Source organism: Chryseobacterium sp. c4a (assembly GCF_009900745.1).
Lineage (GTDB): Bacteria > Bacteroidota > Bacteroidia > Flavobacteriales > Weeksellaceae > Chryseobacterium.
In genome coordinates this window covers 1-25,361 of record NZ_WXVU01000002.1, presented here as the reverse complement: position 1 = coordinate 25,361, position 25,361 = coordinate 1, and the positions used below count along the sequence as shown (strand labels likewise).

Below are 25,361 nucleotides of genomic sequence, written 5' to 3'. Positions count from 1 at the left end.
TCTAAATCCAACACACTATGTTAATCAAAAGAAGAGAATTTCTCAAAATAAGTTCACTGGCAACCGCTTCTCTGTTAATGCCTAATTTTCTAAAGGCTATGACACTGGATGAAGCTCTAACTCCCAATCAGAATATTTTGGTTGTCCTACAGTTTACAGGGGGGAACGATGGTTTAAACACGATCATTCCAGCAAAAAATGATATTTATTTTAGAGAAAGAAAAACACTCGCCATTTCGGATTCATTGTCTCTTACGGATGAGGCCGGCATCAATCCTTCCCTCTCCTATTTTAAAGAACTTTTCGATAATGGGGAACTTTCCGTCATGAACAATGTTGGATATCCCAATCCTGATAAATCCCATTTCCGAAGTATGGATATCTGGCAATCGGCAAGCAGAAGTGATGAATTTCTGGATACCGGATGGCTTGGCCGCTTTCTTGATGAAGAATGTTACCGTTGTGAACATCCTACTCAGGCTCTCGAAGTAGATGACATGCTCAGCCTTGCCTTAAAAGGAGAAAACAATAAAGCTTTTGCATTTAAAGATCCTAAAAGACTTTACCAAACCAGCCAGGAGAAATATTTTCAATCTCTTTATGACCATCATCACGATGACGAAACGGTTTCTTACCTTTATCAGACTTTAGGTTCTACCATCAATAATGCGGGTTATATCTTCGATAAAAGCAAAGCCAAAAAAACAGAACAAACTTATCCCAATTCTCAATTGGGAAAGGATTTCAAAACAGTGGCCTCATTAATCAAATCAGATATTAATACTCAGGTTTACTATCTTTCTATCGGAAGTTTTGACACCCATGTAAACCAAAATGACAGGCAAAAAAAGCTATTTAGTGACATTAATGAAGCCGTAAAATCCTTTGTTGCTGATATGAAAAGCAATGGTTTATTCAATAATATTCTTTTGATGACCTTTTCTGAATTTGGACGACGCGTAGCTCAAAATGCAAGCAACGGGACGGATCATGGAACCGCCAACCAAATGTTTTTCATTAGCGGGAACCTTAAAAAGAAAGGATTATTGAATAGTCTTCCCAATTTGCAACAGCTGAATGAAGGGGATCTGATCTACACTGAGGATTTCAGAAAAGTATATGCTACTATTTTGAAAAACTGGCTAAAGGCCGATTCTTCTAAAGTTTTGGGATGGAAAAACGGGGTTTATGATTTTATATAAATCAACTGGGAGTATTTCAACCATAAAAGATACAAAATTTTTGTAACACTTAAGTGATTATTAAGTGACAAGCTTATGTATAAAAAGTACACTTAAGCTTTGAAAACCGAAGATTTCCCTTGAATATCATAATGAATATTTCAATCTTAGGGCTTTACATTCCCTTCCTCCGGAAGCGTGGCAAAAATTGTCTGAATTATTGACGGGGTGATTATCATCTTCTCTTATCTCCATAAAAAAGAGACTATCAATACTGACAGCCTCTTTTCGATAATTTTAAATTTAAACTACTTTTACGTTTACGCAGTAATCTGCTTAGGGTCATTCTCTTTCTGATCTCCTTTTTTATCAAGTTTCTCAGATATTTTTTTAACGATATACTCTATCGCAATAGGTGCTATAATGGCAATAAGTGCTTTAAATATTCTTGATTTCATAGTGTGATTTTGTACCTAAACACTACAATTTCCAAGCCAAGATAAAAATCTGGAAGAAAATAAACCTATATTTCACTCCTGAGTACCATAGATATATCCAGGTTTTTGCATTATAATTCTGAATAGAACTACTTTTCATCAGGGATAATCAGCTCTTGATAATTTCTATTTCCGGCTCTGAATTTATCTTCCATTCTTACCCTTAGTCTTCTCGGTTTATGGACAATCAGAGAGTCTCCAAAGCCTAACAACAACCTTTCCAACTCAAAATTGATCTGAACACAGATTTTAAAAAGAGTTCCCTCTTTCGTTTCACTGATCACTTCCTGGCTTTTATGTAAGGGTTTTGTTTTAATATAGGGTGCATTTGCCGAATCTACAAAGAACACAACATTTCTGGGAACCATAGATTCTGCAACAGTAACCCCTACAATGTCTTTGAAGTATTCATCACCATCCAGTTCCTTATCAATATAGGGAAGATTTTCATCGGTTTCAATAGTTTCCATTCTGTCCAGAGCCAAATTATACATCTTTTGTTTATGCAAACAGATCAGAAACCAGCGGTTGTTAAATTCCTTCAACAGTTGCGGATGAACGGTATACACACTGGATTCTCTTGCTGTAAAGCTTTTATATAAAATTTTCAGCACTTTTTTATTGAGAATACTTTCATACAGAATATCAATATGTTCCAATCCTTTTAACTGTTCATTTTTATCCAGATGAATAATTGATTTCTGATTGGTAGAATGAATAGAGTCTTCCAATTTCTGAATAACACCATTCATCTCTTTAAACATAGAGAAATCTTTGAACTGTTTCAGGATCTGAACTGCATTGTTCATCGCTTTCAGGTCGCTTTCGTTCACTGAAATATTATGAATGCTGTAATCCGGATCGCTGTAACGGTAATATTTTCTTTCATATACCTCAATAGGAGCTTCATAACCGAACTTTTCACTTCGCATATTCTGAAGATCCAACTGGATGGTTCTCTTGCTTACATAAGATTCTTTGCCTTCAAATTCAAATAACGCTTCGGAACATTCATCAATAAGATCCTCCAAAGTATATTTTCGATATTTATTTTTGAGGCATTTATCTAATGTTTTATAGCGGATTAGAGCATTTTTATTAGACGACATGATTGTTATTTTTAGCTAAGAATCTATTTCTCGGTCAACGGGTTTCCTTCAAAAATTAATCCATCCCATCCGAATTCCATGAAGTTCCTGATGTTCTGGTGATCTGTACCGTTAGGATTTTTAAGGACATCTTCTCTGTAAAACTCTCCGAAAAGTGGAAGGGTTTCTTCTTTGGTCAGTCCATAATAAGAGGCAAAACCGAATATTTTGCATGAACCGTTATTCTGCCCTTCTTCATTTCTTGTATTCCCATTTTTGAATGCTGTAGGCGTAAAATTATAATGCGCATCAATATAGGCTATCACATCAGGGAATTGAATGGTTTCGGGAAAATGTTTTAATTGTTCTAATAATATCATAGTTGTAAGTTTAATTTTTATTATAAAAAGCCAATACTCTAATTTTCAAATCAGTGAATTCACTCTTTTTTAAATTTTTGTAAAAATAATCAAAAATTTTTTATCTACGCAAAACTATTGCGCAATAAGTATATTACTTTGCAACATCAAAATAACAAAACAAATGGAATTTAATGGAAATCACTTAATCGAATTAGGATATAGACCAGCTAAATGGTTTAAAGATGCCATTGCTTATATCAACGAAAATCATTTGGATGAAATTCAAATCAAAGAATATCTGGAACAGTTCAAACAACCGGAACTTATTCCTCTTCATGAGACTACGCCTGAGTTTATCATCAACATCAGAGCTGAGCATGAAAGTGAAAATGATAATGTAGAAAAAGTAATCAAAACGATGAAGGTTCTGATGAAAACACCTACACTGATTGATGGAGCTTTAATGCCTGATGCTTGTCCTACTGGCCCTGAAGGTCAGATTCCGGTAGGTGGTGTAGTGGTTGCCAAAAATGCCATTCATCCCGGATTCCATAGTGCAGATATCTGTTGTTCCGTAATGCTGACAGATTTTGGGAAGGCCAATCCTAAAGATATTCTGGATGCGGCTCATTCTGTAACACACTTCGGATATGGAGGAAGACCAAGAGGTGAACAGATGCCTATGTCTCAGGAATTGATGGATGCTTTTAGAGAAAATGAATTCTTAAATGACGAAAAACTGATCAGTATTGCCCGTTCTCATATGGGAACACAAGGAGACGGAAACCATTTCCTATTCGTAGGAGTGTCTAAAAATACAGGAAATACCATGATGGTCACTCACCACGGATCCAGAGCTCCGGGCGCTGCATTGTACGATAAAGGAATGAAGGTTGCCAATCGTTTCAGACAGGATATTTCTCCTGAAACATTGAAAGAAAATGCATGGATTCCTTACGATACTGAAGAAGGAAAATCTTATTGGGAAGCGCTTCAATTGATAAGAACATGGACAAAAGAAAACCATACTTCCATTCACGATGCAGTACTGAACAAACTGGGAATGGAGAAAGAAAACAGATATTGGAATGAACATAATTTTGTTTTCAAAGATGGTGATCTGTTCTACCATGCTAAAGGAGCGACTCCATTGGATGATAAGTTCATGCCTGATATCACAGGGCCAAGACTGATTCCGTTGAATATGGCTGAACCGGTATTGATTGTTCAGGGAAAAACAAATGAAAGAAACCTTGGTTTTGCCCCTCATGGAGCAGGAAGAAATTTCAGCAGAAGTCAGCATAAAAGATCATTGGCTCATAAAACTACTGAGGAGATCTTTAATGAGGAAACTACAGGATTGGATATCCGATTCTATTCCAATGAAATTGATATTTCTGAACTGCCAAGTGCCTATAAAAGTGCAGCCAATGTAAGAGCACAGATTGAAGAATATGGTCTTTGTGAAGTATTGGATGAAGTGATGCCTTATGGATGTATTATGGCAGGGGACGTTCAGAAGAATGCGCCATGGAAGAATAAGAAAAAATTCAGAAAAGCATAATTTGTTTTATATGATTTCATATTTAAACCTAATAGGTTACTAAGAAAACTAATAACCAAACCTTGCAGGTATAGGAGCCTGTAAGGTTCATGAAAACTTTTATGATAATGGTAGGGGCAGTAGCTCAGATGGTAGAGCAACAAAAAGCTACTTTTCGCTTCAGGCAAATAAAGTTCCTATAAATCACCAGGTTTGTGGGTCACAGGTTCGAGTCCTGTCTGCTCCTCAACATAATTTCAGGCAAAGAAAGTTCCTATAAGTTAGAAATACTTTCCGCCTTTTTACAAATCATAAGGCAAAGGGAGTTCCTATATATTTGGTCATTACTCCCCGCTTTATAAAACTATAGGTAAAAGGAGTTCCTATAACACTTCACTTTTAATGAACCTACTCCTCACTTATTTTTTTAAAATTAAAACAATGAAAACATTACAATTATTCAACGCTGTACTGGCCAAAGAATCAAATGCAGAGCCATTTATTTCTAATGACGGTTTTATTATTGAACCTGATGCAGTTTGGGCAAAAAAAGAGATTATTTCCTATTATTCAAAAGAGAAACTGAATGGAAATGATTTGAATAAAACGTTCCATAAATCCTGGGAGAAAATAAAAAATACATCCAGAATTGACTTATTTTTTGAACAGATCCAACACTATATTTCAACCTATGGAAGTAATTTTCAGAGTGAGATCTATATTCCTCAAGAAGTATTGAATGTTCCTGATATGAAGTTGATTTTTAAAGTTATAAAAGCTTATACCGTAGAAGAAATGCAGGAAAAATGCCTTTCTCTTCTGCAATCCGGAATCGCTTTGAAAGAAGAAACGATTGACGATTTGCTGTATATTCTGCATACAGAACTGGAATATGATTTTACAGGAAAAGAAAATATCAGAAATAAGGAAGCCATTATAAAAATAGCAGATCGATACGATGCTTATCCTGAAAATCCTGTTGAATTTTTCCGTTATGTGATCTATAAGACCACCCAAACGACGCTATTAATCAAAAATGATGAATTGATTGATTTAATTAAGCAAAGTAAATTTAACCCAACTTATCTGTTTGAAAGCTTTGGTATGGAAAGATTAGCAGAAATTTTCAACAGATTTAAGCCGTTATTCCTTGCTTATAAAAACAGAGCTCCAAAAGCGATTAATAAGATCTCAAAGTTATCTAAGGTCAATCATAAGCCATTAGTATCCAACCCATTGAATAATGCTACCAATACATTACTGGAAAACAGCGATTGGCATTGGATGGAAAATGCAACACCATTTGCATTATTTAAAGCATTATCAGCGTGTTACTCAAGAATGTATGGTCAGGATACTTTTGTCTACAGAGTCAGAAACGGTAAATCATGGGTTAAAAAAGGTAAGGAAACTAATGTAAATCTATTCAACTATGAGTTTATTTTAGACTTTCTGAAACTGAAGTATGAACATATTTCCGGAAAGAAGTTCTATTTTCCTAAGAATATAGAATTTGCCCTCCCAACTTCTGAAAAAATGTTTGTGGGTAACATTCCTACCGGAACCCGTTTTTATGGAGAAAGATTAGCCGTTGGTATCTATTGGGAAGACCAATGGGGTGCTCGTGACCTTGATCTTTCAGGATTAAATATCGCCGGAAAAATAGGTTGGAATGCCGCTTATAATTATGCTGACGGACAATTGATGTATTCCGGAGATATGACTTCTGCACCTAACGGTGCTGTTGAATATCTTTACGCTAATAAAGCCCTGAGTACTCCAACGCTTGTGATGAACAACGTTTTCAGCGGAGATGCCAACTGTGGATATAAAATCGTCATAGGTAAAGGAGATAACATTTCCTACGACTATATGATGAATCCGAACCAACTCTTTGCAGAAGTCAGATGTAGTTCTGTGCAGAAGCAAATGATTCTGGGAATGTTACTTCCAAAAAACGAAAAACAATGTTTCATACTGTTGAATTTCGGAGCGGGTCATTCTCATGTTTCTGGAAATACGGAAGTATCTGTGATGGCAACCAGTGCATTGTATCAACAATGGTATGAAGCAATGTCCTTCAATGAGCTTATCAAAGAACTTGGTGCAGAGATTACGACAGAAAAAGCGGAAGCTGATTTTGATTTTTCTCTGGAAAGCCTGGAAAAAGATAGCTTTATAAAAGTTTTTAAATAAAAATGCGCTGTTCAAAAATTTTGAATGGCGTTTTTGCTTTTAGCAGATGATTTTATCTCTCGCAGATTTTGCAGATAACGCAGATTTATTTTTAAATTAAGTGTTTATTATACATTTACTTTTTTGATGGAAAAATAGCCCTCTTTAGCTTCAATGATTACTTTTTTTCCATAATCAATCTGAATATTGAACATGTTTTCTAATGGAAACTGCAGTACATTTTGAAGAATAAGACGAATTACACCTGCGTGGGCAATAATCAGAACTTTCTCAATATCTTTTTTGAGAATGAGTTCATTCCAGAAATGAAATACCCGAGTCTGCATTTCAATAAGACTTTCACCACCTGAAGCTTTTATATTAATAAAATCTTTATACCATGGGTTGATTTCCTCTTTTGGTATCTCCGTCCATTTCTTCAGTTCCCAGTCTCCGAAATTCATTTCCCGAAGTCTTTCATCGGTTGAATAATTAAACTTAAAATGTTCTGCTAAAAGACAGCAACGTTGTGCCGGACTTGAAATGACAAGCTCAAAACCTTCCTCCAGATCCAAGTTTTCAAAATCTTTCTGATACTCTTTCCGTAAAGGCATTTCGGCAAATCCATAACAAAGATTTTCCGGATTATCTACAGCAGTATGTCGGATCAGATGAATTTCCATACGATCATTGTTCCTAAGTAAAATAGCACTTCTGTAACCTGTTGAACAGCTCCTAAGCAATCTCCGGTATAACCACCAATATGTTTTTTAAAATACCACCCCATACAAATCTTTCCTAAATAAGCCAATGCAAAAACCAATATCAACCGCCAGTCAGGAATCAAGGCAAAAGAAAGTAAAACACTTATAAATCCTATTAATAAAGCCATTCCATCCAAAGGTTTATTGGCTAAAGGTTTCGATTTGCTTACATCAATATCCGTCACATATTGGTACGTATAGATCATCGTTCCGGAAATAAAACGGCTTGATGTGTGTGCCAGAATAACAATTCCCATCGTTTTCATCAAATTAATATTTCCCAACGCCTGAATACTGAAGAATTTTAAAGCAAACAATAAAATGATGCCAATAGTTCCATAGGCTCCTACTCTACTATCTTTCATAATGGTGAGAATTTTTTCTTTTCCATATCCGCCTCCAAAACTGTCACACATATCTGTAAAACCATCTTCATGAAAAGCTCCGGTTAGAAGAACACTTCCGATCATCATCAAAACGATTCCTATTTCCAGATTAAAAAGCTGTGAAAAAACATATAAAATTCCAGCATTAATGAGTCCTACCAATAAGCCAATCCACGCAAAATACTTTTGAGATTTATTCATAATCTCACTGGAATACGGAATGGTAAACGGAACCGGGATTCTGGTGAAGAACATCAGTGCCGTTGCAAAGTAGATCAATTCATTCTTTATAGCTTTCATTTATTCTTTATTTGAAACATGAGCATCTTCAAAACTGGACATTTCATTCAGGAAATTTACTGCACTTTGAATCAGTGGATAAGCTAGTGCACAACCAGTTCCTTCTCCCAGACGTAAATTCAGATTCAGTAAAGCTTTCTGTCCCAATAGCTCAAGAAGCTGAAGGTGTGCGTTCTCATCACTTACATGACAAAATATACAATTTTTCAAAATATCAGGGTTCTTTTTCCAGGCAGTGGCTACGGCAACAGTAGCGATAAATCCGTCCACCATAATCAACATATTCTGACGGAAGGCTTCTTCCATCGCTCCGATCATCTGTGCGATTTCCAGCCCTCCAAAAGTCTGCGCAATTTCGTCCGGAGTTTTGATATTCGGATATTTCTCTATTGCTGATGACAAAATATTGATCTTATTCTGCAGCTGATCATCGTTCAATCCAGTTCCACGTCCGATACAGCTTACAATGGGAAGGTCAAACAGCTGGCTCATCATTAGTGAAGAAGCGGATGTATTTCCAATTCCCATTTCACCAAATCCGATAATATTACTGCCTGTTTCAGCAATCTCAGCTACTACTAGGCTTCCATTTTTCAAAGCTTGTCCATATTCTTCAGAGGTCATAGCCGGTTCTTCCAGAATATTGCGGCTGGATTTTCTGACTTTATGATTGATTAAATCCAACCCTTCAGGGAAATCAAAATTGACCCCCGCATCTACAATTTTAATATTAATTCCATTCTGCCTGCAGAATACATTGATGGCCGCTCCACCACCTAAGAAATTCATCACCATCTGATAAGTTACTTCCTGAGGATAGGCACTTACTCCAGCTCTTGCAATTCCATGATCAGCAGCAAAAACTATCATATGAGGATTTGAAAGCTGTAGAGAAGTGGTATTTTGAACCATTCCTATTTTGTGGGCAAGATGTTCCAGATGTCCTAATGCTCCTAAAGGTTTTGTTTTGAAATCAATTTTATGCTGTAAATCAGTTGTCAACATGGTTGTAAAAGTAGTTATGTTAAATAGAGAAAGTGCAATATTAGTGAAATAAGGGGTATTGTGGGTAATGTTTGTACAATGGATGGAAAGAAAATAGATAATAGACGAAGAGATGAGAGAGAAGATAAACTGAAAAGGAATATCGGATCCAATATTAAAAGGTTGACAATATTAAACCTTAAACTTAGAACTTCAAACATCTACGTAATAACATTGCGTACTACTCTGTTTACTTTGCATTATAAAATTGAACACAATGACACCGAAAATAGTAGAAAAAATAAAAGAAGTGGAGGCCGCAAAAGGTGTAGAAGTCCTTCTAGCTGTTGAATCCGGAAGCAGAGCCTGGGGCTTTGCCTCTCCTGATAGTGATTATGATATACGTTTTATATACCGCCATGAAAAGGACTGGTACCTTTCACCTTGGGATAAAGATGAAACGATAGAGTTTATGACAGAAGATGATTTGGATGGTTCCGGATGGGATCTTCGCAAGACTTTTCATCTTTTGCTGAAATCGAATGCCGCTTTACTGAGTTGGTTCTATTCCCCTATCGTTTATACAGAAAATACGAAATTTATGGAGCTTTTCAGACCATTGGCAGATGCGTGTTTTTCTCCGGTAGCAGTCTCGTATCATTATTTAAGCATGAGCAAAAAATATCTGGAAGCTTGCAGAACTGATGAAGTAAAATTAAAAAGTTATTTTTATTGTCTGCGAACAACACTCACTGGAAAATGGATCGTAGAAAAAGGAACCGTTCCTCCCGTATTGTTCAGCGAATTGCTTGTTTTAGTGAATGCTGAAACCAGAACAAAAATAGAAAATCTTATAGCTTTAAAGGCCACCAAAGGAGAAGGTTATTACCATCCGAATGACTGGGAATTGTTTGAGTTTTTGGAGAAAACGATAGCTTACAATGAAGAGAAATCAAAGGATTTAAGAGGGGGAAATGCAGATAAAAAGGAGATGGAGAGGGTTTTTAGGGAGATATTGAAATTGTAAAAAAACAAAATGAAAATATTTAATTTTTTCAAAAAGAAGGACACTCAGATTCCTCAAAAACAAACTAAAAAAGCAACTTATCAAGAGGAAACACATGAGTTTGTTGAAAGATGTCGATTTTTAAAAGAAGAGATGGGACTTGAAGTTCCTTTATCAGTCATTGAAACTTTCAAAAGGTATCACCTTCCAAAACACAATTATTTTTATAGTGTTTTTTGGCATGTAGATGATGATAGCTTTATCATTTTTTATACGGAAGCTTTCATTGAGTTAGTTGTTTGCCGATACAAAGAAATTTATGGGGCAGATGTAGATTTAACTGAATTATCAGAACAGCTTAATGAAGCCATTTATGAGTATCGTATGAAAGAGAAATGTTTTGACAGAACAAATTCTGATTTTGAGTTTATCAATAGATGTTATGAAGAGTTCAGAAAGTCCGGGCAAGAATTAATCATCACTATGGATCTCGGACATTATGATCATCTGGTTCTCAATCATGAAGAAAAAGGTAATGTAGCAGACTGCATATCATCTTACCAAACAACAAAAGGAATAAGATATAAAGTTCTTACACAATTTAGGCCGTTACATGAAGTTCTCATAGAGACCTTAAAAGGTCAAGAACAATACCTCTAAAAAAAAATATGTTTCAGATTATATTAATTCTTCCTTTTTGAATCAATGTCTTTACGAATTTAAACCCTTCTCGGATATCTTGCAAGCCGTTCACAGGATGATATTGAAGGGGATACCATCATCACTTACCAAAAAAAAATTATAAAAAACTGTTATTTGAATAATTAATATGACCATCCAAGACCTCAAAAATAAAAACCTCCTCCTTTTCGAAGCCATCTCCGGAAGCCGCGCTTTCGGACTGGCTACGGAAACTTCGGATACGGATATCCGTGGAGTGTATTATCTGCCAAAGGATGATTTCTTTGGGCTGAACTATATTCCACAGATCTCCAATGAAACGAATGACATTACTTATTATGAAATCGGAAGATTTGTGGAGCTGCTGCAGAAAAACAATCCTAATATACTGGAGGTTCTGGCAACTCCTGAGGACTGTATCCTTTATAAAGATTCGTTGATGGATCTGCTGAAACCGGAAGACTTTCTTTCTAAGTTATGTAAAGATACCTTTGCAGGATATGCCATTTCTCAGATCAAAAAGGCAAAAGGCCTTAATAAAAAGATACTGAACCCAATCGACAAGGAAAGAAAATCTGTTCTTGACTTTTGTTTTATTCTGAATGGACAAGGTTCTGTTCCTCTGAAAAAATGGCTGTTGGAAAACGAAAAAACTCAGGAAAAATGTGGGTTGACGGCTATTGATCATACCAAAGGAATGTTTGCTTTATTTTACGATAATTCCCAAACATTGGGGTATAAAGGAATCATTCAGCATGAAGAAGCGAATCAGGTTTCGGTATCCTCTGTTCCAAAGAATGAAAAACCTGATGCTTATCTGTTCTGTAATCTGGATACCTACTCCACTTACTGTAAAGATTACAGAGCGTATTGGAAATGGGTAGAAGAACGCAATGAAGATCGGTACAACGTCAACAAAACTCATGGGCAGAACTATGACAGCAAAAATATGATGCACACCATCCGCTTATTGCAGTCATGCGAACAGATATTTTTCACCCAAACCCTTCAGATCCGTGTAGACAACCGGGATGAACTGCTGGATATCAAAGCCGGAAACTGGTCATACGAAGCAGTAATGCAAAAAGCTGAAGATTTGATTACCTCCATAGAGCATCGTCATTCTATCTCTGATCTCCCCAATTCTCCTGATTTGGAGAAAACAACCAAAATCCTGATCGAAATAAGAGAAAAATTATACAGAGATCATAAACAATAAGTAATCAATAATAAGTAATCAATAATGAGTAATAATAGTGGGAAACTACACCAGTAACCTCCCACTCTAATACTCTAGCACTGAAAAACCTTCAAACCTACTTCTTCTTGGAGGCTTTAGCAATTTTGTTATACTCCAGGCAGATCTTCATCCAATATTCAAAATCTTCAGCTTTCTGAAATCCTATAGGTTCTACATAACAGTATTCTTTAAGCTGTTTTCCTCTCATAATCATGGGAAGAAATCCTGTTTTTTCGGCGACTTCTTCTTCCTTTTCAGGATTATAGCGGCACATCAAATTGTCGTGACTGATATTGATACACATTTTGTCATTCACCAAAAATGCCAGTCCGCCAAACATTTTCTTTTCTTCAATTGTAATATCATTCACATTGGCCAGCCATTCACGAACTCTGTCTGCTAATTCAATATTATAAGCCATGATGATTATATTTTACCTAAAGATAAGGATTAATACAATTCAGTTTGTGTGGTAACCATATTTAAAAATAAAATTTTATTTAAATTAATTATTGTTTTACGATAATTAATTATACATTTGCAATACTAATTAATGATCGTGACATGAACCAGACCAAAATCATTTCCCGTATTTTATTTTATATCTGTACTCTATTATCGGCCGGATATCTAATAATTGTATTGTATTCCCTGTTCTGTCTGGCTACAGGTTTTTCTGTAGTACCTTATGGAAACAGCAGGCAATATCTTCACATCAATTATCCGTTCACTGAGCAGCCATTTTTGAATATAGAAGATAATTATCCCTATATCATTTTTTCATTCCTGTTGGTTTTAACTTTCTATGGAGTGTTTTTCTTGCTTTCAGCAAAAGTTTTCAAGGTGTTTTTCCAGCCAAAGCTTTTTACAAAAGAACATATCTTACAACTTAAGAGATTTTACCTGTATAATATTTTCATGCCTCTTCCGCTGGTGATTATCGCGAGTTTCTTTGTGGAAGTAGAAAGTATGATATGGGGACTGGTGTTTATTCACTTTATGCTTGGAATTTTCTGTCTGTTTCTTGCAAATATCTTTAAGCAAGGACTACATTTGCAAAACGAACAAGACCTATTTATTTAAAAATGCCAATTATAGTCAACTTAGATGTCATGTTAGCCAAAAGAAAAATGCAAAGTAAAGAATTGGCAGAAAAATTGGGAATCACTCCCGTCAACTTATCCATCCTCAAAACCGGAAAAGCTAAAGGCGTACGCTTCGATACCCTGGAAGCCATCTGCAAAATCCTGGAATGCCAGCCGGGAGATATTCTGGAGTATAAAGAATAAGAGTTTAAAGCTCATCGTTTAAGATTATCATTCTTTCAATCATTTAGTGTTTGAAAGCTGGAAGTCTTATACTTTGTTCTCCACCCTTATCTCTTATCTCTACGTCTATCATCTCTTCGTCTATTATCTATCCGTCTCTTGAAAAAGCAGTAGTCCCCAACCGGATTACCTACACTTCTATTACCCAAACGCACTATTATGAATACCTTATCCATCAACAACCTCAATCTTACTTACAAAAATGGTTTTCAAGCCATTAATAACATTTCCTTAGAGATCAATAATGGGATGTTCGGACTCCTGGGACCTAACGGAGCCGGAAAATCATCCCTGATGAAAACAATTGTGGGATTGCAAAACCCAACTTCCGGAAGTATTATTTTTAATGATATCGACATTGTTAAAAATCCGGAATATATCAAACAAAATCTCGGATTTCTACCTCAGGATTTTGGAGTATATCCTAAAGTTTCAGCCTATGATCTTTTAGAACACATTGCTGTACTGAAAGGAATTTCAGATAAAACACAACGTAAAAATCAGATTGTAAACCTATTGGAAAAAGTAAATCTTTTGGATTTTCAGAACAAAGAAGTCCATACTTTTTCTGGTGGAATGAAACAACGTTTTGGGGTAGCTCAGGCACTCTTGGGAAATCCTAAAATTATTATTGTAGATGAACCCACAGCAGGATTAGATCCGGAAGAAAGAAACCGCTTCAACATCCTGTTAAACGAAATTAGCCAGGAAGTGATCGTCATTCTTTCTACTCACCTCGTGGAAGATGTGAGAAATCTTTGTTCAGAAATAGCCGTTATGAACCATGGGCAGATACTCAGAAAAGGTACACCTCAAAAACTCATGGCCGAACTGGAAAATAAAATATGGTCAAAATCTTTCGAAAAAAATGAAACGGAGGCCCCATATTCAAAGTATGAAATTATTAGCAGACAATTGATAGAAAGAAAACTTCATCTTACTGTTTTTGCAGAAGAACCATCTTTAGATTTTACTCCTGTAACTCCTTTACTTGAGCATTTTTACTTCTATACTTTAACTCAAAAAGCTTAACTATGAATGTCTTACTTTCTTTTGAAATCCAACGCAATACAAAGCATTGGTTGACTTATCTTATGACTATAATCCTGATAGTTTCTGGCATTTTTTGTGGCAATCAATTCAACCTTTCTGTGGGAGAAGGAATCTATTTAAATTCACCTTATACGATTGGGTTTATGACTGGAATGCTAAGCCTTTCTATCATATTTTTAGCAACAATTTTTGCCTTACAGATTTTATTCAAAGAGCGTGATTCAAAATTTGATATCCTACTTTTTTCATATCCGCTTTCCCAACAAACCTATCTAAAGGGGAAATTCCTGATGTATTTTTTACAGACCTTTTTAAGCTTTTCTTTTTTAATGATCGGATTTATGCTTGGCCAAAACTTTCGTTCAGGAAGTGAGATGCAACCTGATTTCAATTTGGAGTATTACCTCTACCCTTTACTGATTTTTGGACTGGTCAACAGCGTTTTAATCTGTAGTTTTCTTTTTCTGATTTCAATGGTTATCAGAAAAAAGCTTTTAGTGGTAGTAGGTGGATTGATGCTTTATGTTTTTTATATGATTATTTTGCTGTTTTCCAATTCTCCCTTTATGGCAGGAAGTCTGCCACAGTCATTAGAAGCTCAGCAATTTTCAGCCATAGCTGATCCTTTCGGGCTATCCTCATTTTTTCAGGAATCCAGATTATTAACTGCAACACATAAAAACACCCATATTACTCCTTTTACAGGTTATTTGCTATTGAACAGAGTCTTTTATCTGATCTTATCAGCTGGATTTTTGATTCTTTGTCTGAAGCAATTTTCCTTTTCCGGTATTTCAGGACAAAGACCTAAAAAGGTAACTTTTAAAACCTATGACCAGCCAAAGATTTTAAAATCTGAATATGCTGCACTATTGCCTGACTATGGAACATTTTCTTCCTTACGATCAATATTATCCTTTGCAAAAATCGACTTAATATATCTATTCAAAAGTATTACTGTTCCTGCTGTTTCCATACTCCTGATATTTTCTGTAGGAATGGAAATGTATGCTGAAATTGAAAAAGGAATTCGTATTCCTCAAAAATATGCCAGTTCAGGGCTTATGGCTACTACCATTTCAGAGAACTTTCACTTATTGGGATTATTGATTATCGTTTATTTTCTCAATGATCTGTATTGGAGATCCCGATCTTCAGGCTTTTCCCTAATTGAAAACAGCACTTTTTTTTCCAAAAACAAATTAACAGGGCATTTTCTCTCCATCGGTCTTCTTCTATTTTTCTTTACAGTGATTTTAATTCTTGAAGGAATTATTTTTCAGGCTGCTTATCATTATTTTCATATTGATTGGTATGCTTACCTCACGGTTTTTCTTTTCAATACATTTCCTTTGCTCTTATTTTCTGGTTTTATTTTACTGATCAATGATAGACTCCCTCATAAATTTGTGGCACTCGGACTCTCGGTTTTTGCTTTTCTCATCCTTGCGAGTCCAATTTCAAATAAAGTTCTTTCTTATCCTCTTTTTAGAATATTCTCAGATTTTAAAGGAAGTTACAGTGATTTTAACGCGTATGGAAGCTATACAAAAGCTTTTGGAGAAAGGCTTTTATTTGGAACAGGAATAATAGCTTTTTTATGGACACTTAATGAGTGGGTTAAACGTAGAAAGCTTCCTATAACGATCTCTATAACCTGTATAGTTTTGCTTATTTTCGGGGTCACAGCCGGTAGTCATTTTATAACAGGATATATTTCTAAAGATCATGAAACAGATATTCTGAATTCTGTTCAATATGAAAAACGTTTTCTAAAGTATAAAAACACTCCACAACCTGATATCACAGACGTTAAGACAGAAATACAGCTGAATCCTATCGAAAATTCTTACGTCATCACCGGAACTTATACCCTGAAAAATCAGACTGAAAAGCCTATCCATAAAATCCTGATCAATTTTCACCCTGACCTTACATTGGAGTCTGCTGCTTTCAATACCGGAACAGAAGTGATAAGGCTCAATCAAAATACGTCTGAAGTTTCATTAAAAAGAGCTTTACAATCCAATGATACTGCTATTCTGCATTTTAAAATATCTTATCAATGGTATCCTGTGAATGGGCACCAGCCTTTCAATGCTATCATACAAAATGGGTCTTTCATGAGGATCAGCAGATATTACCCTACCATTGGCTATCAAAAGGATTATGAAATTCAGGATCAACAAACACGGAATCAGTATAAGCTAGGAAAACGAGATGAGCTGAAAAAACCTGAAGCTCCTGAAATATTGAAAAAAGATTTCATTAATCTGGACATGATTATTTCAACACAACAGAATCAAACTGCTATAGGAACAGGTGATCTTGTCAAAAAATGGAAAAAATCCAATCGAAACTATTTTCAATATAAAGCACCAAATATTCCTTTCCGTTTTGCTGTTTCTTCCGCTGAATATAAAGTTAGAAGCATTTATTATAAAGGAATATCTATAAATATCTTTTATCATAAAAATCATTTTGAAAATGTAGACCATCTCCTTAAAAATGCCCAGCTTACTTTGGATTATTGTCAGCAAAATTATGGGCAATATCCATTTAAAAGTATCAATTTCACCGAAATATCCTCTTTTACCAAAGGCTTTGCAGCTACAGTTTATCCTTCCGCGATCTTTATGCCTGAAGATATGATTTTCCATGCTAATATTCATGCTGATCAAAAACAGGATGTTATCAATGAGCTGGCCGGTCATGAGCTTTCTCATCTATGGTGGGGGAACAGTCAAATAGATCCTGATCCCAGAGAAGGTTCTGTAATGCTTACTGAAACGTTGGCCATGTATACGGAAATGATGCTCTACAAAAAGATGCATGGAAACGTGAAAATGAAAGAAAGGCTACAAGTACACCAGCAAATTTATGATAATGAAAAAGGGCTTTCTGAAGATCTTCCAATTTACAGAGCGACAGGAGATGTACCGCATATTTCTTATTCTAAAGGAGCTGTGGCCATGGTAAAATTAAGTGAACTTATTGGTGAAGACAGACTGAATGCAGCCCTAAAGAATTTTCTGAATCATCATCCATATCCTAAAAAACCAACCTCTATCGATCTGATGAATGAATTTTATAAGGTCTCTCCTCCTAACAAAAAAGAAAAAATCGATCAGCTTTTAAAAAATGAATGATCATAAATAACTTAATGTAAAACACTTCTGCAAAAGGAAAAAATGCTAAACCCAATCTTAGGTTTGGCATTTTTAATAAAATTATTTTCAGGAAGTTGTAACAAAGTAAATATTGTTTCAACAAATTAATTGATATATCAATAATTGATAAGTCATTATAATATTTAAGTATGGAAAAATTAAATTCAATCATATTCTACAACATCGACAAAGCGATCAGAGCTTATAGAAACTATGCACAACGCCAATTGAAAGCTAATGGTTTTACCATAACCATTGATCAGTGGCTTATCATCAAAGCTATTCTGGAAAACCCGGGAATTACCCAGAACGAAATTGGTGATCTTGTTTTTAAGGACAATGCGTCTGTGACGAGAATTATTGATTTAATGGTAAAATCCGAATATATCACAAGACATATTCATCCTGATGATCGCAGAAAAGCCAATCTGGAAGTAACAGATTCCGGAAAGAAGGTGATCAAGGAGGTTCAGAATATTGTTGAAAACAACCGTGAGATTGCTTTAAAAGGGGTCTCAAAGGAAGAACTAGAAATGATGTATTCAGCTTTACTGAAAATTTCAGAAAACTGTCTAACTTCTAAAACGTAAACACTATGGCCAGAATATTTTCACTCATTTTACTCTGGATACTGATGCTTTTTACCAGCTTTTTATCAGCCCAGACCACACAGAATCTTTCTTTATCAGGAAGTATTACATCCGAGAAAGCGGAACAAATGGAAATTAACCTTTTGGACGCTGATCATAAATTGATTAAAACAGAAATTGCCGATTCCAATGGAAAATTCGGTTTCAATGATCTTAAAGGCGGAACTTATCATCTAAAAATCAATAGAAATGGAACTGAAGTATATCATTCTGATCCTATTTCATTGGCTGTAAATACAAGCCTTCCTTCCATTGATCTCAATACAAAATCTATTCAAGGGATCACCATTACCAAAGCCAAGCCCATGATCGAAAGACAGGATGGAAAAATGATTATGAATGTAGAAAACAGTATTGCAAGTACAGGAAATTCTGCCTTTGAAGTTTTAGAGAAAGCACCTGGAATCAGCATTGACAATAATGATAATATCAGCCTCCGTGGAAAGGGTAATCTTTTGATTCAGATTGATGGTAAAAACACACCCATGACCGGAAGTGATCTGGCCAATTATCTTAAAGGAATTCCCTCATCAACGATAGATAAAATAGAATTCATTACCAATCCATCATCAAAATATGATGCAGCAGGTTCTTCTATTATTAATATTAAACTTAAAAAGGAACAGAGAAAAGGAACAAACGGAAGTATTTCCACCTCTTTGGGAACAGGGAAATATATAAAAAACAACAATAGCTTCAGCATCAACCACAGAAATAAAAAGATCAATATTTTTGGAAACTACAGCTTTGCCTATAGAGAAGCTTATAATGGTTTGGTACTGGATCGTAATTTCTATGAAAACAACAATTTCAAGAAAGCTTATATTCAGGATAACTACCTAAAATTCAGATTCAACAATCATATAGCCAAAGCAGGAATGGATTATTATGTGAATGATAAAAATGTTCTGGGATTCTCTGTAGGATTGGTATCCAACAAATTCAATGTGAACGGCGATAATTCCAACCTTACATTAGGTAGTAATCGTCTTCCGGAAAGCACATTTACAACCGTGAATACTTCTAATGACCGCTGGACTAATCTTTCATTCAATCTTAACCATAAATACACGATTGATTCTTTAGGCTCAGAAATCTCTACCGATTTTGACTACATTAATTATGCAAATTCTTCGTTACAAAGCTTTGATACAAGAACACACGAAATTGCTGCCCAAACTGATAATCTGGACATCATAAAAGGAGACATGGACGGGAAGCTGAATATCTATTCCCTAAAATCGGATCTGAATAAAAATTTTAAAAATGAATGGAAGCTGGAAACGGGAATTAAAACCAGTTTTGTAAAAACAGATAATGATCTAAAGTTTTTCAATGCTACTTCCGGTATATTGATCCCGGATCTTTCCAAAACCAATCATTTTATTTACGAGGAAAATATTAATGCTGTATATGGAAATGTGTCTAAAAAATGGGAAAAGTTCAAGGCTACAGCTGGTTTAAGAATGGAAAATACCAATGTAAAAGGGACACAGCTTACCACCAATCAGGTCAACAAAAGAAATTATACACAATTGTTTCCAAGTGCTGTTTTTTCTTATGACCTTACTGATAAAAGTAATCTTGAAGTCAATTTCAGCAGAAGAATTACAAGACCCAGCTACAATCAGTTGAACCCATTTAAGTTTTATCTTGACCCAACCACATTGAAGGCTGGAAACCCTGATCTGAATGCACAAACCACCATGAATTATGAGTTGACATACAGCCTTAGCAACAAATATTTTGCAACACTAAGTTATAGCAAAACCTCCAATAATATTACAGACATCCTTAAACCTGTAATCGAAAACGGGCAAGTAGTAACTGTACAAACTATTGAAAACCTAGACTCCGTATCTTATCTTGGTCTATATCTTATTGCTCCTGTAAAAGTGACTCAATGGTGGGATATGAATAACAGTGCCAATTTCTACTACGGTTCCTACACAGGAAATGTTTCCGGAACACAGATCAACAACAAAGGGAATTTCACATTCAATATCAATAGCATCAATTCATTCAAATTAGGAAACGGATATACAGCAGAATTAACAGGAAATTATAAAGCCCGAGAAGTGTATGCTTACCTGAATGTCAGCCCCAATTGGTATATAAATATCGGTGCTCAGAAGAAATTTAAAAACAACAGCACCTTAAAATTCTCTTTCACAGATATGTTCTTTACAAGTAATATAAAGGGGCAAACTGTTTACAATGATTATTTAGAAAATTTTGCTGTAAAGAGAGATTCGCGGGTGGTAACACTTTCTTATACTTATAATTTCGGTTCTTCGAAAAATGGACAACCGAGAAAAACGGGTGGTGCTGATGATCTTAAACAGCGAGTAGGAAATTAGATATTGAAAGCTTGTTGGAAAACGCTAAAGCGCGCTAAGATTTTTGATAGGCTTCATGTTGTAAGGCGCGAGGATTTTATCTTTGATAAAATTGAATGCTGTTGATCTCTCGCTGATTTTGCAGATAACGCAGATGATATTAAAGGTGTACAAAATCATACAAAACAAGAAATCCCTCAAAATTGAGGGATTTCTTTATATCTAAGAATAATTCTTATGCTTCAGTAGAAGGCTCCTGGTTACCTGCAGGTTTTTCATCTTGTGGTTTTTGACCTTCAGGTCTTCTTTGTCCGTCTGGTCTTCTTTGTCCATCAGGTCTTCCTTGCCCTTCTGGTCTAGCTTGTCCTTCTGGTCTTGGAGGTCTTGGTAAAAGAACTTTACGGGAAAGCTTCATTTTCTTACGATCATCGTAACCCATAAATTTAACTTCTACTTCATCACCTTCAGCATAAGGAACTTTGTCTAAACGAGCCCATTCAATTTCTGAAATGTGAAGTAGACCTTCTGTTCCTTTAGCAATAGCAACGAAAGCTCCGAAATCCATTACTTTCACTACTTTACCTTTGTAAACTTCACCTACAACCGGTACAAAAGTAATTTCATTGATCTTAGCAATAGCAGCATTGATTTTCTCTCTGTCTGTTCCTGCAATTTCGATACGTCCGATTTCTCCGATCTCTTCGATAGCGATAACCGTTTCAGTATCTTTTTGTAATTGTTGGATAATTTTTCCACCAGGCCCGATTACTGCGCCAATGAAGTCTTTAGAGATCTCCATTACTACCATTTTCGGTGCGTGAGGTTTCACGTCTGCTCTTGGTGTAGCAATTGTTTCAGTGATTTTGTTTAGGATGTGTAATCTTCCGTCTTTAGCCTGCATCAAAGCTTTCTCCATGATGTCCATAGAAAGTCCCTGAATTTTGATATCCATCTGACAAGCAGTGATACCATCAGCAGTACCTGTTACTTTGAAGTCCATATCTCCAAGGTGATCTTCATCTCCTAAGATATCAGAAAGTACGGTAAATTTCCCTGATTTTTTATCAGTAATTAGTCCCATTGCAATACCAGAAACTGGTTTTGTAATCTGAACCCCAGCATCCATTAGTGCTAATGTACCTGCACAAACAGTTGCCATTGAAGAAGAACCGTTAGATTCAAGGATATCAGAAACGATTCTGATTGTATAAGGGTTTTCTGCAGGGATAACTGCTGTTAAAGCTCTTTGAGCTAAGTTTCCGTGTCCTACTTCTCTTCTTGAAGTACCTCTTAAAGGTCTAGCTTCACCTGTTGAGAATGGAGGGAAGTTATAGTGTAGGAAGAATCTTTCGTCGTGTTGCGTAATTACGCTGTCGATCATGTTTGCATCCTTTACAGAACCTAGAGTTACAGCTGTTAAAGACTGAGTCTCTCCTCTTGTGAACACAGCTGAACCGTGAGCTCCCGGAAGGTAATCAATTTCTGACCAGATCGGACGGATCGTTTGTGGATCACGACCATCAAGACGGATATTGTCTTCAAGGATCATCTGACGCATAGCTTCTTTCTCTACGTCATGATAATATACTTTAACAAAAGGAGTTACTCTTGCCAATTCTTCTTCGTTCTCTGCATATTGAGCTAAAAACTCTTCACGGATTGCTTTGAATTTATCTCCTCTTTCTTCTTTATTGGATGGAGTTTTTGCTACTTCATATACTTTGTCATAACACTCTTTCCATACTTTCTCACGAATTTCTTCGTCATGGTCTTCGTGGCTGTATTCTCTCTTAGGGAAAGCTCTACCTACTTTAGCAGCTAATCTTTCCTGAGCTTCAATCTGTTTTTTGATCTCTACGTGAGCGAAGTTAATCGCTTCGATCATTTCCTGCTCAGAAATCTCCTTCATCTCTCCTTCTACCATTACGATGGAGTCTTTAGTAGCTCCAACCATGATATCGATATCTGCTTTTAATAAGTTTTCATAGCTTGGGTTAACGGATAGTTGTCCGTCGATTCTTACTACTCTCGCTTCAGACATTGGCCCATCAAAAGGAATATCTGTAATCGCGATCGCTGCAGAAGCTGCTAAACCTGCTAATGCTTCAGGCATAACTTCTTTATCGTAAGAAATTAATGAGATCATCACCTGAACTTCAGCGTGGAAATCTTCAGGGAAAAGAGGACGCAATACTCTGTCCACCAATCTCATTGTAAGCACTTCATCATCAGATGGTTTTGCTTCTCTACGGAAGAAATTTCCAGGAATTCTTCCACCTGCATAAAACTTTTCTCTGTAATCTACTGTTAAAGGTAAAAAGTCTACACCAGGATTTGCTTCTTTGTTGGCTACAACAGTTGCTAATAGCATTGTTCCGCCACATTTCACCACTACAGATCCGTCAGCCTGCTTAGCCAGCTTTCCCGTTTCAATAGTGATTTCCCTTCCGTCTGCAAGGGTAATCGTTTCTGTAAACGCTTGAGGTATACTCATATAATTTGCTTCTTTATACTCCGTATTGAGTATGATTAATATTTAAACTCTTTAAATTTTCGTTTGCAAAGGTACTATATAATAATGATATATTAAATTTTTCAATTGCATAAATAGGCTGTCAAAATACAAAAATTTGGCTATCAGTTTTATGAATGTCTCAAAAATTAACATGAGTCTTTCAAAGACCCTTATTATTTCTGAAAAGAAAATACAATTTTTCACGATATTGTATTGAAAAACCAGGCTGTTTTTGTATTATTGTCTCAAAAAATGAAAATAATATTTTAACCTAAAAAAAGGTATACATTTCATTATAAAAAACAATAAAACCATTGCAAAACCATAGGCTGATCCCTATATTTGCCCAACTTCACCAAATACAATGCTGTAGACAAAAAGCTAAGGAAGATTTCTTCCTTTTACAATAAATAAATGTTTATGAATAATAAAGAAGTACCATCTCAAAGCAGGAATTATACGGTTCCACTGATTACCATCACCCTGCTCTTTTTTATGTGGGGGTTCATCACCTGTATGAATGACATCCTGATTCCCTATCTGAAACAACTTTTTAAACTCACCTTTTTCGAATCCATGCTGGTACAGTTCTGTTTCTTTGGAGCTTACTTTATCGGATCTTTGATTTATTTTTTGATTTCCATTTCCAAAGGAGATCCCATCAACAAAGTGGGTTACAAAAAAGGAATTTTGTTCGGAATCGGTTTGGCAGCATTAGGCTGTATCCTGTTTTATCCGGCAGCAACATTCTCTTACTATCCTCTATTTCTGGGAGCTTTATTCATTCTAGGGTTAGGATTCACCGTATTACAAATCACTGCCAATGCATACGTTTCATTACTTGGTTCAGAAGATTCTGCATCCAGCCGATTGAATATGACTCAGGCTTTCAATGCTTTCGGAACAACGATTGCTCCGGTGTTGGGTGGACATTTAATTTTTGAACTATTTTCCGAACCGGACGGAACTTTCAGTGCAGTAGCCACCAGAATACCTTATTTGATCTTTGCTGCAATTCTTCTATTAGTAGGATTATTAATTTCAAGAGTAAAATTACCTTCATTTCAAATGGAAACCGAAGAAACTGTACAAGGTTGGGGTGCTTTGAAATTCAACCACTTAAAATTCGGGGTTTTTGCTATGTTTTGCTATGTAGGTGGTGAAGTAGCAGTAGGAAGTTTTATCATCAGTTTCCTTGAAGAAACTATGAAATTTAATGAAGCGATCAGTAAAAATTACTTGTCCTTATATTGGGGAGGTGCTATGATAGGACGTTTTCTGGGAGCGATTTCACTAAACCATTCTATCAGCCAGGCTAAAAAAGCCCTATTTATGTTAGGAGCTGCAGCAGTTGTCTTCCTTGTTATCTTCAGTATAGTTAATCTTACTTTTGACCAGATCAGCTTTTTCTTAGTATTTATCTTACTGAATTTCGCAGCCTTTTTTGTGGGTAAAGCAGCTCCGGCAAGAACACTTTCTATCTTTGCAGCTATCAATGTTATCTTATTAATTTCAACGATGGTAAATCATGGTGAAATGGCAATGTACAGTGTTTTAGGAATCGGGATTTTCAACTCCATTATGTTCTCTAATATCTACACTTTAGCCATTTCAGGGTTAGGAAAATATACCAGTCAAGGTTCATCACTTGTAGTTATGGCAATTTTAGGAGGAGCTATTGTTCCTATTTTCCAGGGACTTTTAGCAGATCAGTTTGGAGTACAGCACTCATTTATCATTCCTGTTTTCTGTTATCTGATTATTTTAATTTTCGGAGCATATTGCACGAAATATCTTAGCCATGTAGAAAGCGCTGAAGCGAAATCTGGGCATTAAAAATATTTAAACAAACTGAGTCGTCCTAAAATAGGTTGACATAAATTAAACAATATTTAATCCGGAGAGATATTTTATTTCTTCGGATTTTTTATGCACTTTATCTGGCGTTTCCATATTAAGACTTAAATGTGGTCTTTTAGTATTATAAAGATAAATACTTTCTTTTACTAATAAGTTTAGATCTTGAATATTCTTTGTTTTAGAAAAAAGGAATTCTTGTTTCAATATTCCATTAACCCTTTCTGCTAGCGCATTTTGAT

Annotated in this window: 22 protein-coding genes and 1 tRNA gene; 14 read left to right on the top strand and 9 right to left on the bottom strand. The window is 35.6% G+C overall.

All coding sequences use genetic code 11. The features are described from left to right. Positions 1 to 17 precede the first annotated feature (17 nt). On the top strand, positions 18 to 1,202 hold the full coding sequence (locus tag GTR01_RS04495) for a DUF1501 domain-containing protein (protein WP_160136672.1): 1,185 nt from the start codon (positions 18 to 20) through the stop codon (positions 1,200 to 1,202). Between the two features lie 299 nt (positions 1,203 to 1,501). Here the strand turns inward: GTR01_RS04495 and GTR01_RS24490 are convergent, their stop codons facing one another. The 3 genes from GTR01_RS24490 to GTR01_RS04485 form a co-directional block, all read right to left on the bottom strand. Then, a complete protein-coding gene (locus tag GTR01_RS24490; protein WP_185155091.1) occupies positions 1,502 to 1,639 on the bottom strand; it encodes a hypothetical protein in 138 nt (45 codons plus the stop codon). A 128-nt stretch (positions 1,640 to 1,767) separates the two neighbouring features. Then, on the bottom strand, positions 1,768 to 2,787 hold the full coding sequence (locus tag GTR01_RS04490; protein WP_160136671.1) for a helix-turn-helix transcriptional regulator: 1,020 nt from the start codon (positions 2,785 to 2,787) through the stop codon (positions 1,768 to 1,770). A gap of 23 nt (positions 2,788 to 2,810) precedes the next feature. Beyond that, entirely contained in the window at positions 2,811 to 3,146 is a 336-nt protein-coding gene (locus tag GTR01_RS04485; protein ID WP_185155090.1) for a HopJ type III effector protein, read from the bottom strand. A 163-nt stretch (positions 3,147 to 3,309) separates the two neighbouring features. Here GTR01_RS04485 and GTR01_RS04480 point away from each other — a divergent pair, with 163 nt between their 5' ends. From GTR01_RS04480 to GTR01_RS04470, 3 genes are all read left to right on the top strand, one after another. Then, a complete protein-coding gene (locus GTR01_RS04480) occupies positions 3,310 to 4,692 on the top strand; it encodes an RtcB family protein (RefSeq protein WP_160136670.1) in 1,383 nt (460 codons plus the stop codon). A gap of 113 nt (positions 4,693 to 4,805) precedes the next feature. Continuing rightward, a tRNA-OTHER gene (locus GTR01_RS04475) sits at positions 4,806 to 4,918 on the top strand. 194 nt (positions 4,919 to 5,112) lie between these two features. Continuing rightward, the gene (locus tag GTR01_RS04470; RefSeq protein WP_160136669.1) at positions 5,113 to 6,867 is read left to right on the top strand and encodes a hypothetical protein; all 1,755 of its coding nucleotides are present in this window, start codon (positions 5,113 to 5,115) and stop codon (positions 6,865 to 6,867) included. A gap of 107 nt (positions 6,868 to 6,974) precedes the next feature. On the opposite strand, the gene cobC is transcribed toward GTR01_RS04470, so the two are convergent. From cobC to cobT, 3 genes are read right to left on the bottom strand one after another with little or no spacing between them, the layout of a single operon-like run. Next, positions 6,975 to 7,529: an alpha-ribazole phosphatase family protein gene (gene cobC / locus GTR01_RS04465; RefSeq protein ID WP_160136668.1), complete on the bottom strand. Its 555-nt coding sequence runs from the start codon at positions 7,527 to 7,529 to the stop codon at positions 6,975 to 6,977. Continuing rightward, positions 7,514 to 8,296: an adenosylcobinamide-GDP ribazoletransferase gene (locus GTR01_RS04460; protein WP_160136667.1), complete on the bottom strand. Its 783-nt coding sequence runs from the start codon at positions 8,294 to 8,296 to the stop codon at positions 7,514 to 7,516. Before GTR01_RS04460 ends, cobC begins: the two co-directional genes overlap by 16 nt. After that, entirely contained in the window at positions 8,297 to 9,319 is a 1,023-nt protein-coding gene (gene cobT / locus GTR01_RS04455; RefSeq protein WP_228452167.1) for a nicotinate-nucleotide--dimethylbenzimidazole phosphoribosyltransferase, read from the bottom strand. Positions 9,320 to 9,557: 238 nt separating this feature from the next. On the opposite strand from cobT, the gene GTR01_RS04450 reads away from it, so the two are divergent. From GTR01_RS04450 to GTR01_RS04440, 3 genes are all read left to right on the top strand, one after another. Next, positions 9,558 to 10,307, top strand: coding sequence for a DNA polymerase beta superfamily protein (locus GTR01_RS04450; protein ID WP_160136665.1), 750 nt, complete (start codon positions 9,558 to 9,560; stop codon positions 10,305 to 10,307). A gap of 9 nt (positions 10,308 to 10,316) precedes the next feature. Further along, positions 10,317 to 10,946 carry a hypothetical protein gene (locus tag GTR01_RS04445; RefSeq protein ID WP_160136664.1) on the top strand — a complete coding sequence of 210 codons (630 nt, stop codon included), beginning with the start codon at positions 10,317 to 10,319 and terminating at the stop codon, positions 10,944 to 10,946. Between the two features lie 169 nt (positions 10,947 to 11,115). Continuing rightward, positions 11,116 to 12,186: a DNA polymerase beta superfamily protein gene (locus GTR01_RS04440; RefSeq protein WP_160136663.1), complete on the top strand. Its 1,071-nt coding sequence runs from the start codon at positions 11,116 to 11,118 to the stop codon at positions 12,184 to 12,186. 97 nt (positions 12,187 to 12,283) lie between these two features. On the opposite strand, the gene GTR01_RS04435 is transcribed toward GTR01_RS04440, so the two are convergent. Beyond that, a complete protein-coding gene (locus GTR01_RS04435; protein ID WP_160136662.1) occupies positions 12,284 to 12,628 on the bottom strand; it encodes a TfoX/Sxy family protein in 345 nt (114 codons plus the stop codon). A 143-nt stretch (positions 12,629 to 12,771) separates the two neighbouring features. Between GTR01_RS04435 and GTR01_RS04430 the strand changes: the two genes are divergently transcribed. The 6 genes from GTR01_RS04430 (at position 12,772) to GTR01_RS04405 (ending at position 20,768) form a co-directional block, all read left to right on the top strand. Continuing rightward, positions 12,772 to 13,290, top strand: a complete 519-nt coding sequence (locus GTR01_RS04430; RefSeq protein WP_160136661.1) for a DUF2975 domain-containing protein — start codon at positions 12,772 to 12,774, stop codon at positions 13,288 to 13,290. Between the two features lie 2 nt (positions 13,291 to 13,292). Next, complete coding sequence (locus tag GTR01_RS04425; RefSeq protein WP_045494476.1) at positions 13,293 to 13,496, top strand: helix-turn-helix domain-containing protein; 204 nt, start codon at positions 13,293 to 13,295, stop codon at positions 13,494 to 13,496. Between the two features lie 198 nt (positions 13,497 to 13,694). Next, entirely contained in the window at positions 13,695 to 14,567 is an 873-nt protein-coding gene (locus tag GTR01_RS04420) for an ABC transporter ATP-binding protein (RefSeq protein ID WP_160136660.1), read from the top strand. A gap of 2 nt (positions 14,568 to 14,569) precedes the next feature. Then, on the top strand, positions 14,570 to 17,737 hold the full coding sequence (locus GTR01_RS04415) for an ABC transporter permease/M1 family aminopeptidase (protein WP_160136659.1): 3,168 nt from the start codon (positions 14,570 to 14,572) through the stop codon (positions 17,735 to 17,737). Positions 17,738 to 17,907: 170 nt separating this feature from the next. Then, positions 17,908 to 18,348, top strand: a complete 441-nt coding sequence (locus GTR01_RS04410; protein ID WP_160136658.1) for a MarR family winged helix-turn-helix transcriptional regulator — start codon at positions 17,908 to 17,910, stop codon at positions 18,346 to 18,348. Positions 18,349 to 18,353: 5 nt separating this feature from the next. Continuing rightward, the gene (locus GTR01_RS04405; protein ID WP_160136657.1) at positions 18,354 to 20,768 is read left to right on the top strand and encodes an outer membrane beta-barrel family protein; all 2,415 of its coding nucleotides are present in this window, start codon (positions 18,354 to 18,356) and stop codon (positions 20,766 to 20,768) included. A gap of 214 nt (positions 20,769 to 20,982) precedes the next feature. On the opposite strand, the gene GTR01_RS04400 is transcribed toward GTR01_RS04405, so the two are convergent. Next, entirely contained in the window at positions 20,983 to 23,241 is a 2,259-nt protein-coding gene (locus GTR01_RS04400) for a polyribonucleotide nucleotidyltransferase (protein ID WP_160136656.1), read from the bottom strand. 441 nt (positions 23,242 to 23,682) lie between these two features. Here GTR01_RS04400 and GTR01_RS04395 point away from each other — a divergent pair, with 441 nt between their 5' ends. Further along, positions 23,683 to 25,098, top strand: a complete 1,416-nt coding sequence (locus GTR01_RS04395) for a sugar MFS transporter (RefSeq protein WP_228452159.1) — start codon at positions 23,683 to 23,685, stop codon at positions 25,096 to 25,098. Between the two features lie 45 nt (positions 25,099 to 25,143). Here GTR01_RS04395 and GTR01_RS04390 read toward each other — a convergent pair. Continuing rightward, positions 25,144 to 25,361 (bottom strand): integrase core domain-containing protein (locus GTR01_RS04390; protein WP_160136654.1); only part of this gene is annotated, 218 nt, incomplete at its 5' end.

Bases quoted from the DNA above. Each gene is read 5' to 3' on its own strand.
- GTR01_RS04495 (WP_160136672.1), top strand. From the start codon at position 18: ATGTTAATCAAAAGAAGAGAATTTCTCAAAATAAGTTCACTGGCAACC.
- GTR01_RS24490 (WP_185155091.1), bottom strand. From the start codon at position 1,639: ATGAAATCAAGAATATTTAAAGCACTTATTGCCATTATAGCACCTATT.
- GTR01_RS04490 (WP_160136671.1), bottom strand. From the start codon at position 2,787: ATGTCGTCTAATAAAAATGCTCTAATCCGCTATAAAACATTAGATAAA.
- GTR01_RS04485 (WP_185155090.1), bottom strand. From the start codon at position 3,146: ATGATATTATTAGAACAATTAAAACATTTTCCCGAAACCATTCAATTC.
- GTR01_RS04480 (WP_160136670.1), top strand. From the start codon at position 3,310: ATGGAATTTAATGGAAATCACTTAATCGAATTAGGATATAGACCAGCT.
- GTR01_RS04470 (WP_160136669.1), top strand. From the start codon at position 5,113: ATGAAAACATTACAATTATTCAACGCTGTACTGGCCAAAGAATCAAAT.
- cobC (WP_160136668.1), bottom strand. From the start codon at position 7,529: ATGGAAATTCATCTGATCCGACATACTGCTGTAGATAATCCGGAAAAT.
- GTR01_RS04460 (WP_160136667.1), bottom strand. From the start codon at position 8,296: ATGAAAGCTATAAAGAATGAATTGATCTACTTTGCAACGGCACTGATG.
- GTR01_RS04450 (WP_160136665.1), top strand. From the start codon at position 9,558: ATGACACCGAAAATAGTAGAAAAAATAAAAGAAGTGGAGGCCGCAAAA.
- GTR01_RS04445 (WP_160136664.1), top strand. From the start codon at position 10,317: ATGAAAATATTTAATTTTTTCAAAAAGAAGGACACTCAGATTCCTCAA.
- GTR01_RS04440 (WP_160136663.1), top strand. From the start codon at position 11,116: ATGACCATCCAAGACCTCAAAAATAAAAACCTCCTCCTTTTCGAAGCC.
- GTR01_RS04435 (WP_160136662.1), bottom strand. From the start codon at position 12,628: ATGGCTTATAATATTGAATTAGCAGACAGAGTTCGTGAATGGCTGGCC.
- GTR01_RS04430 (WP_160136661.1), top strand. From the start codon at position 12,772: ATGAACCAGACCAAAATCATTTCCCGTATTTTATTTTATATCTGTACT.
- GTR01_RS04425 (WP_045494476.1), top strand. From the start codon at position 13,293: ATGCCAATTATAGTCAACTTAGATGTCATGTTAGCCAAAAGAAAAATG.
- GTR01_RS04420 (WP_160136660.1), top strand. From the start codon at position 13,695: ATGAATACCTTATCCATCAACAACCTCAATCTTACTTACAAAAATGGT.
- GTR01_RS04415 (WP_160136659.1), top strand. From the start codon at position 14,570: ATGAATGTCTTACTTTCTTTTGAAATCCAACGCAATACAAAGCATTGG.
- GTR01_RS04410 (WP_160136658.1), top strand. From the start codon at position 17,908: ATGGAAAAATTAAATTCAATCATATTCTACAACATCGACAAAGCGATC.
- GTR01_RS04405 (WP_160136657.1), top strand. From the start codon at position 18,354: ATGGCCAGAATATTTTCACTCATTTTACTCTGGATACTGATGCTTTTT.
- GTR01_RS04400 (WP_160136656.1), bottom strand. From the start codon at position 23,241: ATGAGTATACCTCAAGCGTTTACAGAAACGATTACCCTTGCAGACGGA.
- GTR01_RS04395 (WP_228452159.1), top strand. From the start codon at position 23,683: ATGAATAATAAAGAAGTACCATCTCAAAGCAGGAATTATACGGTTCCA.